Below are 14,026 nucleotides of genomic sequence, written 5' to 3' on the forward strand. Positions count from 1 at the left end.
TTTCCTCCACAGCGTCAGGGACGCAGGCCGAGGGGCAATGAAAGAGAGCATCCTGGATGTACTGCTTTACCTGTTCGAACACTACTTCACCGAAGACGCGGACCCTGTCCGCGACCGCGACTCGCTCCAAAACGGCCTGATCCAGGCCGGTTTCAGCCCAGCCGAGATCAGCAAGGCGTTCGACTGGCTCGATGCCCTGGCCGAGCAGCGCCCGGCCGCCAGCGAACCCCGCATCGGCGGCCCCACCCGCGTCTACCACGGTCCCGAGCTGGAAAAGCTGGACGTGGAATGCCGTGGCTTCCTGCTGTTCCTGGAACAGCACGGCGTGCTGGACGCCGACCAGCGCGAGCTGGTGCTGGACCGCGCCATGGCCCTGGACCAGGACGAACTGGACCTGGACGACCTGAAATGGGTCGTGCTGATGGTGCTGTTCAACCAGCCTGGTTCCGAAGCCGCCTATGCGTGGATGGAAACCCAGATGTTCGACGACGAACCTGAACCGGTACACTAAACCCCTGTGACCTTCCCCGTTGCGGGGAAGGGCGAATCTTGCAGGGAACGCAATGAGCGAGTGGTATTACTCCGCGGGTGTCGACCAGCGCCAAGGGCCGCTGGATAACGACGATTTGATAGCGCAATTCCGCCAGGGCCGCATCGGTCTGGATACGCTGGTCTGGCGCGACGGTCAGGCGAAATGGCAGCCGCTGGGCGATTTCGCGGCGGAGCTGGGACTTGCCGGCGGCGCGCTTCCGCCGCCGTTGCCGCCACGCCCGGTATCGATGCCGCAACGTGTTTCGGCCCCGCCCAAATCCGGCCTGTCCGGCTGCATGATCGCCCTCATCGTTGCCGGCGCCCTGTTCATTCCGGTGGTCGCAATCCTGGCGGCGATCGCGCTGCCCGCCTACAACGACTACACGCTGCGGGCCAAGGTGGCCTCGGCCCTGCCCGTCGCCGAGCCGGTGAAAGCGGCCTTCGCCGCGCATGTGGCGCGCGAGCAAACCTGCCCGAACAACGAAGAAGCCGGTTTCGGCACGCCGGAGAGCTATGCCAGCGGCACCGTCGCTTCGATCTCCTTCGGCCAGTTCGAGAGCGACCTGTGCGGCATGGAATTGATCCTCACCGTGCCCGGCAAGGAAGCGCTGGACGGCAAGGCGGTGTGGCTGGAATACGATCCGTCCGATTCGTCCTGGCAATGCAGTTCGGAAATCGACGACAAGTTACTGCCGATCAAATGCCGCGGATGAGGATGCGCGTGCGTTGTTCGCGCTGGCGCGGTTGAATTCGCAGCTTCGCGATGGTTTTTCGGCGAAGGATCCCAGGTTTCAAACCATTGCGCTGGGCAGGGCGCAGCGCTTGGGTTTATTTTTCTGCAAACGGTCTGGGGAGACCACATGTCCATCTGGTATTACACCGACGCCGAACGACAGCAGCAGGGGCCGCTGTCCACCGATGAACTCAAGCAGTACTTCCACCGCGAAATCGTCAATCCGGACACTCTGGTCTGGCGCGATGGAATGCTGCATTGGCGCGCATTGAGCGAATTGGCCGAGCAGTTGAATCTGCTGCCTGCCGCCGCTGCGGCCGCCGAACCGCCGCCATCGGCCAAAGCGGGGCCGCCTGCGCTGGCACCGTTGCCTCCGGTAGCGGAACCGGAGCCCGCACCGACGATCGCTCCGGCGCCGACCAGCGGCCGTGCCGTGTTCAACCTGGGCAGCGAGCCTTCCGAATTGCCGCCGCAGGTGCTGGCCGAAGCTCACCAGCGCGCCGTGCAGGCGCTCGACAATCTGGATTCCGGCAATCCCTACCGCCCCTCCCAGGCCGCACTGCGCAGTCGCGCGCCGGCGGCGCGCAACGAGGACATCGTCTACGCCGGGTTCTGGAAACGCGCGGCGGCGGCCATCGCGGACAGCATGGTCATCGGGCTCATCGGCAGATTCGGCGGCGAAGCGTTGGGCACACTGCTGGGCGACCTGGCCGGGGGTGGCGAGCTTGCGGTAGCGCTGATGATCGCATCGGTTACTTTGTTGCTGCAGGCCTGCTACTACGCTTTTTTCCACGCGTCCTTCAATGCAGCGACGCCCGGCAAAATGCTGATCGGCATCAAGGTGGTGCGCAGCGACGGCGAAAGCATCAGCTTCCTGCGCGCGCTCGCGCGCTATTTCGCCACCATTCCCAGCGCCCTCCTGCTGGGCATCGGTTACCTGATGGCCGGCTTCACCGCTCGCAAGCAGGCCCTGCACGATATGATCTGCGACACGGTGGTGGTGGATAAATGGGCCTTCACCGCACAGCCGGAAATGCAGCGGCACGAGCTGGGAACCGCCGCGGTGGTGGTGCTGGTGGGATATTTCGGGCTGATACTGCTGGGGGTGATATTGATGGTAGCGCTGGGATTCGGCTCCGTCCTTAGATAGGCGCGTTGATAAAGGACTTTGAAGGAAAGCTTATGGAAAACTGGTACTACGCCGACGCCGAACGTCAACGCCAAGGGCCGCTCAGCGCGGACGAGTTGGCGCAACGCTTCCATCAGGGCCGGCTGCGCCTGGACACGCTGGTATGGCGCGATGGCATGGCCGAATGGCAGCCGCTGCGCGATTTCACCGCCGAACTGGCCCTGCACCAGGCACCGGCGGAAACCTTCTACACACCGGTCGAGCCCGCGGCTGCGGCAACGACCGCCAGCGGAACGGCACCCGCTTTCGGGGAACCCAGCGGCGATGCAGCCGGCAGCGCTTCGCCCTACGCCCCGCCCAGCGCGGCGCTGACTTCCGACGAAGCCTTCTATGCTGGCGGCGAAGTGGTCTACGCCGGTTTCTGGAAACGCGTGGCGGCCTACATGATCGACGCCATGGTCATTGGTGTCGCCACCCAGATCGTGCAGCTGGTGGTGATGGGGCTGTTCTTCGGCCTCAACGCCTCCAGCATGAGCAACCCGGAAACCATGTTCGCCAGCGGCGCCGGCATCCTGTTCGTGCTGGCGCTGTACGTGGTGCCGCTGGCCATGAACGCCGCTTATTACGCCGCTTTCCACGCCTCCTCCAAACAGGCCACGCTGGGCAAGATGGCGGTGGGCATCAAAGTAGTGCGCACCGATGGCACCCGCATCAGCCTGGCGCGCGGCGTAGGCCGGTTCTTCGGCACCATTCTGAGCAGCCTGACTATCGGCATCGGCTTCCTGATGGCGGCCTTCACCGAGCGCAAACAGGGCCTGCACGACATGATCTGCGACACCCTGGTGGTGGATAAGTGGGCGTACACCGCCCATCCTGAATGGCAGAAACGTGAACTGGGCACGGTCACCGTCGTGATTCTTGCCATTTTTGGCGTGCTGATACTGCTTTTCGGGGCGATCATGGTGTTCGCGATGATCGGAATCGCCAGCTCCATGCGCTGACCGGGCCGCAGCCCGCGCTTGACAGCCATGGGTCCGGCGTGATTCCACTATAAATAGAAGAAACCTGAACGCCCGGGGCATACACCCCGGGCGTTGGCTTCTACGCCGACCCCATCTGAAGGACACTCGCCGGCCCCGCCGGCGCTCGAACCCAACCCATGCCTAAGCACCTGCTCATCGTCGAATCGCCCGCCAAGGCCAAGACGATCAACAAATACCTCGGCAAGGACTTCACCGTCCTGGCTTCCTACGGCCATGTCCGCGACCTGGTGCCGAAGGAGGGGGCGGTAGACCCCGATCAGAATTTCGCGATGAGCTACGCGCTGATCGACAAGAACGAAAAACACGTGGAAGCCATCGCCAAGGCCGCCAAGAGCGCCGATGCCATCTACCTGGCCACCGACCCGGACCGCGAGGGCGAGGCCATCAGCTGGCATATCGCCGAGATCCTGAAGGAGCGCGGCCTGCTCAAGGACAAGACGCTGGAACGGGTGGTGTTCACCGAGATCACCCCGCGCGCCATCAAGGAAGCCATGACCAAGCCGCGCCAGATCGCCGGCGACCTGGTCGATGCGCAGCAGGCGCGCCGCGCGCTGGACTACCTTGTGGGCTTCAATCTGTCGCCGGTGCTGTGGCGTAAGGTGCAGCGCGGCCTGTCCGCCGGGCGCGTGCAGTCGCCGGCGTTGCGCATGATCGTAGAGCGCGAGGAAGAGATCGAAGCGTTCATCGCGCGCGAATACTGGTCCATCGAGGCCGAGTGCGCGCATCCCTCGCAGGCCTTCACCGCCAAGCTGGTGAAGCTGGACGGACAGAAGTTCGAACAGTTCACCGTCACCGACGGCGACACCGCCGAAGCGGCGCGCCTGCGCATCCAGCAGGCCGCGCAAGGCGCGCTGCACGTCACCGACGTGGTCAGCAAGGAACGCAAGCGCCGTCCTTCGCCGCCGTTCACCACCTCCACCCTGCAGCAGGAAGCTTCGCGCAAGCTCGGCTTCACTACGCGCAAGACCATGCAGGTCGCGCAGAAACTTTATGAAGGCGTGGCCATCGGCGAGGAAGGCACGGTCGGCCTGATCAGCTACATGCGTACCGACTCGGTCAACCTGTCGCAGGACGCGCTGGACGAGATCCGCGACGTGATCGCGCGCGATTTCGGCACCGCATCGCTGCCGGACAAGCCCAACGTCTACCAGACCAAATCGAAGAACGCGCAGGAAGCCCACGAAGCGGTCCGCCCCACTTCGGCGTTGCGCACGCCCGCGCAGGTTTCGCGCTTCCTGTCCGACGACGAACGCAAACTCTACGAACTGGTCTGGAAGCGCGCCGTCGCCTGCCAGATGATTCCCGCCACCCTCAACACCGTCAGCGTCGAGCTGGCCGCCGGCAGCGAGCACAGCTTCCGCGCCAGCGGCACCAGCGTGGTCGTGCCCGGGTTCCTGGCCGTGTACGAGGAAGGCAAGGACACCAAGACCTCCGAGGACGAGGACGAAGGCCGCAAGCTGCCGCTGATGAAGCCCGGCGACCGCGTGCCGCTGGACCGCATCCACGCCGAACAGCATTTCACCCAGCCGCCGCCGCGTTTCACCGAAGCGGCACTGGTCAAGGCGTTGGAGGAATACGGCATCGGCCGTCCCTCGACCTACGCTTCGATCATCCAGACACTGCTGTTCCGCAAGTACACCGAAATGGAAGGGCGCAGCTTCCGTCCCACCGACGTGGGCCGCGCGGTCAGCAATTTCCTCAGCGGACATTTCACCCAGTACGTCGATTACGACTTCACCGCCAAGCTCGAGGACGAGCTGGACGCGGTGTCGCGCGGCGAAGAGGACTGGATCCCGCTGATGGAGCGTTTCTGGGGCCCGTTCAAGCAACTGGTCGAAGACAAGAAGGAGTCGGTGGACCGCAGCGAGGCCACCGGCGCGCGCGAGCTGGGCAGCGACCCCAAGACCGGCAAGCCGGTCAGCGTGCGCCTGGGCCGGTACGGACCGTATGCGGCGATCGGCAGCACCGCCGAGGATGCGGAAGACAAGCCGACCTTCGCCTCGCTGCGTCCCGGCCAGAGCATGCACACCATTTCCCTGGAGGACGCGCTGGAGCTGTTCAAGCTGCCGCGCAAGCTGGGCCAGGACAAGGACGAGGAAGTCAGCGTCGGCATCGGCCGTTTCGGCGCCTTCGCCAAGCGCGGCAGCGTGTATGCGTCGCTGAAGAAGGAGGACGACCCGTACACCATCGATCTGGCGCGCGCGGTGTTCTTGATCGAAGAGAAGGAAGAGATCGCGCGCAACCGCGTCATCAAGGAATTCGACGGCAGCGATATCCAGGTGCTCAACGGCCGCTATGGCCCTTACATCAGCGACGGCAAGCTCAACGGCCGCATTCCCAAGGATCGCGAACCCGCTTCGCTGACGCTGGAGGAAGTGGTGAAGCTGCTGGAGGAAACCGGCAAGCCGATGCGCAAGGGTTTCGGCAAGAAGACGGCTGCCAAGAAAACCGCTGTGAAGAAGGAAGCGGCGCCGAAGAAGGCCGCGGCCAAGAAAGCCGTGAAGAAGGCCCCCAAGAAAACCGCCGCGAAGAAGACTGCCGCGAAGAAGGCACCGGTTCGCAAATCGGTGGCCCCGGTGGTCGAGCCTGCCAAATCGCTGCTGACGCCGGCCGCCAACATCGAGCTGGGCAAGAAGCGGATCGTCAAGGCGGCGAAGTAACTCGGCGCGGTGTCGAAGCTGGTGGCTGGGCAAGGCAGTTCGGGCTGCTCGCATTGTGGGCGCCCGCCAAATGGAATCGTCATTCCCGCGAAGGCGGGAACCCAGCGACTTCCGCTTGTCCCGCAGGTGGGTCGCACCAAAGGCACTGGGTTCCCGCCTTCGCGGGAATGACGATCTGAGAATAATCCGGATGGTTCTGGCATCGCTATGGTCAATGCCATCCGCACATGAAAGCCGGTCGACAGGCCACTTCCGATGATCAACTCGCTACTTTCAATCCACGAAGCCGCCACCGCCCTGCAGACCGGCGGAGTCATCGCCTATCCGACCGAAGCGGTCTGGGGCCTGGGTTGCGACCCGCGCGATGAAGATGCCGTACTGCGGCTCTTGGCGATCAAGCAGCGCGATGTCGATAAGGGCCTGATCCTGATCGCCTCGCATCTGGAGCAGCTGCGGCCGTTCCTGGATCTGGCCGCCGTGCCTGCGGAAAACCTGGCGGCGGTGCTCGCCACCTGGCCGGGCCCGCATACCTGGGTGATGCCCGCCAGCACCACCGCGCCGCGCTGGATCACCGGCACGCACGACGGCATCGCCGTGCGCATCAGCGCGCATCCGCTGGTGATCGAGCTCTGCCATGCCTACGGCGGCGCCCTGGTTTCCACCAGCGCCAACCGGGCCGGACAGCCGGCGGCGTTCACGCGCGAGACGCTCGACCCTGTGGTGCTGGCAGGCGTGGACGGACTGGTCGCCGGGGAAACCGGCGGACTCGGCGCGCCTACCGCCATCCGCGATGCGCTGACCGGCGCTGCCATCAGGTAGGTCGGGGTTACACTCCGACGGGCGCGGTGCCGGATATCTTCCGTACGTCGGGGGCGTAGCCCCGACCTACCAATACGCGCAAGATACCTGCATGCCGCTTCTTCGCCCCATAGCCCTGCTCCTCGGCCTATCCCTGGCCACCATGCCTGCACGCGTGCCTGCGCAGGACGTCACCATCTACCGCTGCATCGGTGCGGCCGGCAAGCTGACCCTGCGCGACTCACCTTGCGCGAAGGGCGAAACCCAGGAAGTGCGCTCCATGCAGCGGCCCAAGGATCCCGCGCCCAGCGCCCTGCCGGCGCCTAAGCCGGCCCCGCCCCCGGCAAATGTCCCGACGCGCGAAGTGCAGGTCATCTACCGCACTCCGCCGCGCCCGATGTACGAATGCGTCACCGCCGAGGGCAAGCGCTATATCAGCGACAACGGCGAAGGCAATCCGCGTTCGGTTCCTCTGTGGACGCTGGGTTATCCGGTGTGGTCGCATCGTGGCGGCTCCGGCGGCGGCGGGCCCCGGCCGCCTGACGGCCGCCGTCCGCACCTGCCTGGCGCAATCGTTCCGGGCGGCTACACCTGGGTTCGCGACGAGTGTCACGCGTTGCCGCAGGAAGATGTCTGCTCACGCCTGTCCGACCGCCGTTATGAAATCATCCGCCGTTACAACAGCGCCCTGCAAAGCGAGAGGCGCCAACTGGAACTGGAGCAGCGCGGCATCGATGCGCGCATCGCCAACGATTGCGGAAATTACTGATGAAGTTCGGATACGTCTTGCCTGTCCTGTTGTTGTTCGCCTCGCCGGCCGGCGCCGACGAAGTCGTGTTCTATCGCTGCACCGACGCAAGCGGTGCGCTGACCATGCAGAACATGCCGTGCCCGAAGGGCCAAAAGCAGGAAAAGAAGGTCATGCAGAGCGTAAGCACGGTGCCGATGGGAGCCGCCGCGCCCACTAAAGCGGCTCCGTCGCACGGAACTCCTTCTGTGTCGCCGGCTGCGGCGTCCACGGTGGCGCCAACGGTCACGGCCGCACCGAAACCGGCCGAAGCCGCCACCGAGCCCGCTGCCGAGAAGCGCTTGCCGCCTCCGATTCTTTTCCAATGCACCACCTACGACAAGGACACCTACATCACCGAGGGCGAGGAACCGCAATCGCGCTGCGTCCCCCTGCGCACGGTGGGCCTGGACGGCAATCCGCAGACCGGCGCGGGCGAAGCCTGCGAGATGATGCGCGACCAGTGCGCGCGCGTAGCCGACGGCGCGCTGTGCGAAGCGTGGAAGAAACGCCTGGGAGAGACCGAAGTGGCCTGGCGCTTCGCGCGCCCGGGCAACGAAGCGAAGAACAAGGCGGAGTTCGAGCGCACGCAGAAGATCTGGCGCGAGAGCACATGCGGGGAGTAGTGCCTTAGCTTTCCTTCTCCCATCGGGAGAAGAACCTGCCCCGTACTTGATACGGGGTGGCGCGAAGCGACGGATGAGGGAATAGCAGTGACTTCCCATCCAACTTTCATTACAAGCCGATACTCCATTCCCTCATCCGCCCCCGTATCAAGTACGGGGCAGGCTCTGCGGGCACCTTCTCCCGATGGGAGAAGGAAAATCAAAAGCCGTAACGCAGGAAGCCGCCATCCACCGCGATGCATTCGCCGGTGATGTAGCTGGCGGCCGGCAGACAAAGGAACCCGACCGCGGCGGCCACTTCCTCGGGTTCGCCGATACGGCGCATGGGCGTGCGGTCTATCACTTCCTCGTAGTAATCCGCGTCGGCCAGCTTGCCCGAGGTGCGGCGCGTGCGGATATACCACGGCGCCACCGCGTTGACGCGCACGCCGTCCTCGGCCCATTCCACCGCCAGATTGCGGGTGAGCTGCTGCAGCGCGGCCTTGGTCATGCCATAGGGCGCGCCGCTGCGCACCGCGGTGATGCCCGACACGCTGCCGACGTTGACGATGCTGGACACTGCGTGGCGGGTCAAAAGGGGATGCGCGTAACGCGAGAGTTCGAATGCGGAGAAAAGATTGATCTCGAATATCCCACGCCACTCGTCCTCGGTGTAGTCCACCGTGGCCTTGGTCAGGTTGCCGCCGGCGTTGTTGACCAGGATGTTGAGGCCATCGGCGTGGTCTTCCACCCAATCGAGTATTTCGCGACGGTCTTCGTCGTCGGCGACATCGGCGGCCATGGCGTTGATGGAGCGGTCGGGGAATTCGTCCAGCAGTTCGTCGCGCACCGCTTCCAGCGCATCGGCATCGCGCGCCACCAGCATTACGTCGGCGCCGAAGCCCAGCAGCTCGCGGGTGACGGCCAGGCCTATCCCCGCGCTGGCGCCGGTGATCAACGCCAGTTGTCCATCCAATCGCCAACGGTTGGGAGTCATCGCATCGCCCTTCACGGATGGGCGTAGCATAACGCCACGATCCGCGGAGACGCCTTCATGAAAGCATCCCTGTTCCGTACCGCCTGCCTTGTCCTGTCGCTGATGGGGCTGGCCGCCTGCAAGCCCGAGCCGCCGCCAACCGACGAGCCGCCCGAACCCCAAGCCACGGCCGCCGGCAACACCGAACTGCGCGATGCGATCCAGAAGCCGATCGATCAGGCCAAGGCGGTAGAGGACACGGTGCAGGAAGCGGCGGACAAGAACAGCGCCGCAATCGACGCGGCTTCGCAGTAACCGCGTCGCCGTAGGGCGGGCATTGCCCGCCGCTCTTCCCGCGCCTCGAATCTTGCCCGCACGTCGGGGGCGTAGCCCCGACCTACGCTTCGATCACAACCCGCAGAAGCAATACACCAGCCCCTTCACCGGCGCGCCGTTGCGGCTGTTGGCGGCCTGTTCGACGAAACGCAGCTGCGCGTCGGTTTCCGGCATGGCCTTGGCCAGCAGCGCGCGGGCGAAATCCGAATCCTTCAACCAGGCCGAACCGATGCGGCTGCCGGCGAATCCGCTCATGAACTGCGAGAACGGCGAAGCCATCTTCTCGATATAGCGCACGCGGTATTTGTCCGGCTTGCCCAGCTTGGCGCGCGCGGCGGCATCGGCGACGGCGGCTTCGAAACCGCCCAGCTCGTCCACCAGCCCGCGCTCCTTGGCCTGCGCGCCGCTCCACACGCGGCCGCGTGCGATGGCGTCGATCTCTTCCACCGGCTTCTTGCGCGCGGCGGCGACCTTGCCGGTGAAATCGGCGTAGCCCTTGTCGATCACCGACTGGACCACGCGGCCCACGGCCGGATCCATCGGCCGGGTGATGTCGAAAGCGCCGGCGAAACGCGTGGTGCCCACGCCGTCGGTATGCACGCCCACTTTGTCCAGGGTGCGGGTGACGTTGGGAATCAGGCCGAAGATGCCGATGGAACCGGTGATGGTCGAGGGATCGGCGTAGATGCGGTCGGCGTTCATCGAGATCCAGTAACCGCCCGAAGCGGCCAGGTCGCCCATCGACACCACCACCGGCTTGCCGGCGGCCTTCAGCGCGGCGACTTCGCGGCGGATCTCTTCCGACGGATATACGCCGCCGCCCGGAGAATCCACGCGCAGCACCACCGCCTTCACGTCCTCGTCATCGCGCGCTTCGCGCAGCAGCGCCGAGGTGGACTTGCCTCCGATGGTGCCGGCCGGCTGTTCGCCGTCGGTGATTTCGCCTGCGGCTACCACTACGGCCACCTGCGGACGTTCGTCGGCGATACGCACCGTTTTCGCGTCCAGCTGGGCCAGGTAGCCGCCCAGCGAGACGCTGCGGAAACCGTTGTCCGAATCCTCGTCGGCCACGCCGCGTTCGGTCAGCAGCGTTTCCACTTCCTCCTGCGTCTTCAGTCCGTCCACCAGCTTCTGCTGCAGGGCGAACTTGGCCAGGTCGCCGCCAGCGGCGGCGATGCCTTCGGGCAGGGTGTCGATGCCCGAAGCCAATTGTTCGGGCGTCAACTTGCGGGCCTTGGCGATATCGGCCAGGTAGCGCTGCCAGATGTCGCTCATCCAGAACAGGTCGGCTTCCTTCGATTCCTTGGAAGCGGCGTCGAGGATGTACGGCTCGGCGGCGGACTTGAATTCGCCCACGCGGAACAAATGCACGTCCACACCCAGCTTGTCCTGTAGGCCCTGGCGGTAGTACTGGCGGTAACGGCCGAGGCCTTCCAGCAGCATGCTGCCCATCGGATCGATATAGACCTCGTTGGCCTGCGCGGCCAGCAGGTATTGCGACTGGTCCAGGTTCTCGCCGAACGACACGATCTGCTTGCCCGAAGCGCGCAGACGCGCCAGCGCCGAAGCCACCTCGCGCATCGAGGCGTAGCCGCTGGGCTGCAACTGGTCCACGCGCAGCAGTACGCGTTCGATCTTCTTGTCGTCCTTGGCCGCGTCGATGGCGCGGATCAGGTCGCGCAGCTGGATCTCTTCTGCATTCTTGTCGCCGAAGGCCTTGGCCAGCGCGCGCGTGGCCGGATCGGCGCTGTATTGCTCGACCAACTTGCCTTCCGGCGCGATCACCAGCGTGGTCCTGTCCAGCAACGGTTTCACTCCGTTGCCGCGTCCGACCGCCGCCACGAAAATGACCAGGAACAGGAACAGCAATCCGAAGAACAGGAAGTTGAGGATCAGCCTGCGGGTGAAATTCATCACGTTCCACAGGCCGACGAAGAAGGCGGCGATGGGACCGCGATGGACGACTTGATTCATGGGGGGCGAGCTCCGGATAACCGACGCCAGCTTACCGTTTGCCCGCCGCGCTTACATGCCCCGTAAGTCACTGCCCGGAATTTGTGAGACGGGAAGCCCCAACAGCCGCCGGCTGCTGCGCTGGAAGCGCGTGGCCATCAGCACCGCCGCCGCGGTCAGGCCCAGGATCAGGCCCATCCACATGCCCTGAGGCCCCCAGCCCAACCCCAGGCCCAGTCCGGCACCCAGCGGCATGCCCAGGCCCCAGTAGGAAAGCACCGCCAGCCACATCGGCACGCGGGTGTCCTTGAGCCCGCGCAGCGCGCCGGCCGACAGCACCTGAACGCCGTCGGGAAACTGGAACGCCGCTGCGTACAGCAACAGACTGCCGGCCAGCCCCGCCACCGCCAGATCGCGCGTATACAGCGCCACCACCGCATCGTGGCCCAATAGCAGCGCCGTGGCCGACAATGCCTGCGTACACAACACGATCACGTAGCCGGCATGCGCCGCGCGGCGGATGCCCAGCGCATCGCCCGCCCCCAGCGCATGGCCCACCCGCACGGTGGTGGCTTCGGCCACGCCCATCGGCACCATGAAGCACAGCGCCGACACGTTGATCGCGATCTGGTGCGCCGCCGCCGGCACCGCGCCCAGGCGCGCGATCAGCAGCGCGGTGGCGATGAACAGACCGCCTTCCATCAGCACGGTAACGCCGATCGGCAGCCCGGTGCGCAGCAGCTGCGCGATCGGTTTCAGATGCGGACCGTCGAAACGCGCGAACAATTGCAAGTGGGAGAAACGCCTGGCATTCCACAAGTAGAGAGCGAAGGCCAGCGCCTGCGACCACATCATGATGGCCGAGGCCACGCCCAGGCCCGCCGCGCCCATTTCCGGCAATCCGAAGCGACCGAAAGTGAAGGCGTAGCCCAGCGGCGCGAGCACCGCCAATCCGCCGAACCCGATCAGCATGGTCGGCAGCGTCCAGTGCATGCCTTCGCTCAGATAGCGCATGCAGAAGAAAAGCGTCAGCGCAGGCGCTCCCCAGCGGATGCCGTGCAGGAAGCCGCGCGCGCCGGGGATGATCTCAGGCGCGATCCCGAACGGCGCCAGCGCGTAAGGGATCAGACTGAGGAAAGCGAACATCAACAGGCCAAGAGCCAAAGCCAGCCACAGCGCCTGCCGGAACAGCGGGCCGATCTCCGCACGGCGCCCGGCGCCGTTCAATTGCGACACCGAGGCGGTGAGCGAGATCAACGTGCCGATCGGCACCATCATCGGCAGCCACAACAGCGCGGTGCCGATGGTGACTGCGGCCAGGGTCTGGGTGCTGTGGTGGCCGGCGATGACGTTGTCGACGAAACCGATCAGGCCGGTGGACACATGGCCCAGCACCAGCGGCAAGGCGAGCGTGGCCGTGGCGCGCACTTCGCTGCCGAAGCGCGGGAGTTGGGAAGTCTGGGGCGTCATGGAAACGATCTTTACGACTGCGGCCGCGCGGACGCGCTGGCACCGGGTCGGGGGGCCGGTTAGTCTAGGGCATGTCCGTCGTTTATGAAGTCAATCTAGCCGTCGACCGCGAAATCGCCGTCGAATATCGCGACTGGCTGATCGCGCACGTGCAGGAAATGCTCACACTGCCCGGCTTTACCGGCGCGCGCCTGATGGAAACCGTGCCGGACCAGGCCGACGCCGCGGAAACCGTCTTCTGCACCCAGTACGAACTGGTCGACCAGGCCGCGCTCGACGAATACCTGCGCGTGCATTCGGCCCGCATGCGCGCCGATGGGCTCAGCCGTTTCGGCGACCGGTTCCGTTCCTCGCGCCGAGTATTGCGCGACCTGGACCGCTACTGATCCAGCTTCCCCCGCAGCCAGGCGGTCACTTGCGCTGGCGGTACCGACAATAGCTCGCTGCGCAGCGCCTGCCGGTCCTGCGGCGGCGTGCGCTGCGCCAATACGGCAAGGTCGGCGCGCTGCTGCGCATCCATGCTCCGCAGCCTGGCCAGCAGCGGCAGACGCTGCGGCGCGGAAACGTAGGCCAGCAACGGATGCAGCCCGGGGTAATCGCGTCCCAGCACCGGCCCTAACCTCCAGCCACGCCGTTGTACGTCGTCCAGCGCATCGAATTGCGCGCGCAACGCCTGCTTGCGTTCCGGCGGGAACGCATCGACTTGTGCCGCAAGCGCACGCAGAGTGCCGCGTTCGCCTGCCTCCAGCTGCAGCCAGGCCTGATAACGCGCGCGGCGTTCTTCCCGTTCGCTGAGCGGCAACGCGTTCCAGGCGGCGAGGCGCTGCCCGAACTGCACGCGCTGTTCGGGCGTCATCGCTCGCAGCCGCGCTTGCCGTTCGGTTTGGGTCATGGCGCCCGGAGCCGTTGCGGCGCCGGCGCCGGCCGCAGAAACCGGCGCGGCATGCATCGACATGGCGGTCAGCAACGCAGCGAGAATCACGACGGCCCGGCCCATAGCCAACC

Annotated in this window: 14 protein-coding genes; 10 read left to right on the top strand and 4 right to left on the bottom strand. The window is 65.5% G+C overall.

Going from position 1 to position 14,026, the window contains the following annotated elements; genetic code table 11:
• Positions 1-37: 37 nt before the first annotated feature.
• From BLR66_RS14515 to BLR66_RS14550, 8 genes are all read left to right on the top strand, one after another.
• Positions 38-511 carry a DUF494 family protein gene (locus tag BLR66_RS14515; protein WP_093288511.1) on the top strand — a complete coding sequence of 158 codons (474 nt, stop codon included), beginning with the start codon at positions 38-40 and terminating at the stop codon, positions 509-511.
• A 52-nt stretch (positions 512-563) separates the two neighbouring features.
• Positions 564-1,244, top strand: coding sequence for a pilin (locus tag BLR66_RS14520; RefSeq protein ID WP_093288516.1), 681 nt, complete (start codon positions 564-566; stop codon positions 1,242-1,244).
• Between the two features lie 147 nt (positions 1,245-1,391).
• Positions 1,392-2,414 (top strand): RDD family protein, encoded by a 1,023-nt coding sequence (locus BLR66_RS14525; RefSeq protein ID WP_093288521.1) that lies wholly within the window; start codon positions 1,392-1,394, stop codon positions 2,412-2,414.
• 32 nt (positions 2,415-2,446) lie between these two features.
• Positions 2,447-3,394 (top strand): RDD family protein, encoded by a 948-nt coding sequence (locus tag BLR66_RS14530; protein WP_093288524.1) that lies wholly within the window; start codon positions 2,447-2,449, stop codon positions 3,392-3,394.
• 158 nt (positions 3,395-3,552) lie between these two features.
• Complete coding sequence (locus tag BLR66_RS14535; RefSeq protein ID WP_093288527.1) at positions 3,553-6,096, top strand: DNA topoisomerase I; 2,544 nt, start codon at positions 3,553-3,555, stop codon at positions 6,094-6,096.
• A gap of 255 nt (positions 6,097-6,351) precedes the next feature.
• Positions 6,352-6,915 (top strand): L-threonylcarbamoyladenylate synthase type 1 TsaC, encoded by a 564-nt coding sequence (locus tag BLR66_RS14540; protein WP_093288530.1) that lies wholly within the window; start codon positions 6,352-6,354, stop codon positions 6,913-6,915.
• Positions 6,916-7,006: 91 nt separating this feature from the next.
• Entirely contained in the window at positions 7,007-7,663 is a 657-nt protein-coding gene (locus BLR66_RS14545; RefSeq protein WP_093288533.1) for a hypothetical protein, read from the top strand.
• Complete coding sequence (locus BLR66_RS14550) at positions 7,663-8,307, top strand: DUF4124 domain-containing protein (RefSeq protein ID WP_093288536.1); 645 nt, start codon at positions 7,663-7,665, stop codon at positions 8,305-8,307. The genes BLR66_RS14545 and BLR66_RS14550 overlap by 1 nt, the downstream gene beginning before the upstream one ends.
• Positions 8,308-8,506: 199 nt before the next feature.
• Here BLR66_RS14550 and BLR66_RS14555 read toward each other — a convergent pair whose 3' ends face one another.
• Positions 8,507-9,283: an SDR family oxidoreductase gene (locus BLR66_RS14555; RefSeq protein WP_093289877.1), complete on the bottom strand. Its 777-nt coding sequence runs from the start codon at positions 9,281-9,283 to the stop codon at positions 8,507-8,509.
• Between the two features lie 57 nt (positions 9,284-9,340).
• On the opposite strand from BLR66_RS14555, the gene BLR66_RS14560 reads away from it, so the two are divergent.
• The gene (locus BLR66_RS14560; protein WP_093288539.1) at positions 9,341-9,577 is read left to right on the top strand and encodes a hypothetical protein; all 237 of its coding nucleotides are present in this window, start codon (positions 9,341-9,343) and stop codon (positions 9,575-9,577) included.
• A 93-nt stretch (positions 9,578-9,670) separates the two neighbouring features.
• On the opposite strand, the gene sppA is transcribed toward BLR66_RS14560, so the two are convergent.
• Both sppA and BLR66_RS14570 read right to left on the bottom strand, forming a co-directional pair.
• Positions 9,671-11,572, bottom strand: a complete 1,902-nt coding sequence (gene sppA, locus BLR66_RS14565) for a signal peptide peptidase SppA (RefSeq protein ID WP_093288542.1) — start codon at positions 11,570-11,572, stop codon at positions 9,671-9,673.
• Between the two features lie 51 nt (positions 11,573-11,623).
• Positions 11,624-13,021, bottom strand: a complete 1,398-nt coding sequence (locus BLR66_RS14570; RefSeq protein ID WP_093288545.1) for an MATE family efflux transporter — start codon at positions 13,019-13,021, stop codon at positions 11,624-11,626.
• Positions 13,022-13,092: 71 nt separating this feature from the next.
• On the opposite strand from BLR66_RS14570, the gene BLR66_RS14575 reads away from it, so the two are divergent.
• Entirely contained in the window at positions 13,093-13,407 is a 315-nt protein-coding gene (locus tag BLR66_RS14575; RefSeq protein ID WP_093288548.1) for a DUF4286 family protein, read from the top strand.
• Here BLR66_RS14575 and BLR66_RS14580 read toward each other — a convergent pair.
• The gene (locus tag BLR66_RS14580) at positions 13,401-14,018 is read right to left on the bottom strand and encodes a DUF3106 domain-containing protein (protein ID WP_176943897.1); all 618 of its coding nucleotides are present in this window, start codon (positions 14,016-14,018) and stop codon (positions 13,401-13,403) included. The genes BLR66_RS14575 and BLR66_RS14580 overlap by 7 nt on opposite strands.
• Positions 14,019-14,026: the final 8 nt, after the last annotated feature.

Source organism: Pseudoxanthomonas sp. CF125, from assembly GCF_900104085.1.
In the GTDB taxonomy this organism is placed as follows: Bacteria; Pseudomonadota; Gammaproteobacteria; order Xanthomonadales; family Xanthomonadaceae; genus Pseudoxanthomonas_A.

Excerpts from the sequence above, each read along its gene's own strand:
- BLR66_RS14515 (WP_093288511.1), top strand. The coding sequence starts at position 38 with ATGAAAGAGAGCATCCTGGATGTACTGCTTTACCTGTTCGAACACTAC.
- BLR66_RS14520 (WP_093288516.1), top strand. The coding sequence starts at position 564 with ATGAGCGAGTGGTATTACTCCGCGGGTGTCGACCAGCGCCAAGGGCCG.
- BLR66_RS14525 (WP_093288521.1), top strand. The coding sequence starts at position 1,392 with ATGTCCATCTGGTATTACACCGACGCCGAACGACAGCAGCAGGGGCCG.
- BLR66_RS14530 (WP_093288524.1), top strand. The coding sequence starts at position 2,447 with ATGGAAAACTGGTACTACGCCGACGCCGAACGTCAACGCCAAGGGCCG.
- BLR66_RS14535 (WP_093288527.1), top strand. The coding sequence starts at position 3,553 with ATGCCTAAGCACCTGCTCATCGTCGAATCGCCCGCCAAGGCCAAGACG.
- BLR66_RS14540 (WP_093288530.1), top strand. The coding sequence starts at position 6,352 with ATGATCAACTCGCTACTTTCAATCCACGAAGCCGCCACCGCCCTGCAG.
- BLR66_RS14545 (WP_093288533.1), top strand. The coding sequence starts at position 7,007 with ATGCCGCTTCTTCGCCCCATAGCCCTGCTCCTCGGCCTATCCCTGGCC.
- BLR66_RS14550 (WP_093288536.1), top strand. The coding sequence starts at position 7,663 with ATGAAGTTCGGATACGTCTTGCCTGTCCTGTTGTTGTTCGCCTCGCCG.
- BLR66_RS14555 (WP_093289877.1), bottom strand. The coding sequence starts at position 9,283 with ATGACTCCCAACCGTTGGCGATTGGATGGACAACTGGCGTTGATCACC.
- BLR66_RS14560 (WP_093288539.1), top strand. The coding sequence starts at position 9,341 with ATGAAAGCATCCCTGTTCCGTACCGCCTGCCTTGTCCTGTCGCTGATG.
- sppA (WP_093288542.1), bottom strand. The coding sequence starts at position 11,572 with ATGAATCAAGTCGTCCATCGCGGTCCCATCGCCGCCTTCTTCGTCGGC.
- BLR66_RS14570 (WP_093288545.1), bottom strand. The coding sequence starts at position 13,021 with ATGACGCCCCAGACTTCCCAACTCCCGCGCTTCGGCAGCGAAGTGCGC.
- BLR66_RS14575 (WP_093288548.1), top strand. The coding sequence starts at position 13,093 with ATGTCCGTCGTTTATGAAGTCAATCTAGCCGTCGACCGCGAAATCGCC.
- BLR66_RS14580 (WP_176943897.1), bottom strand. The coding sequence starts at position 14,018 with ATGGGCCGGGCCGTCGTGATTCTCGCTGCGTTGCTGACCGCCATGTCG.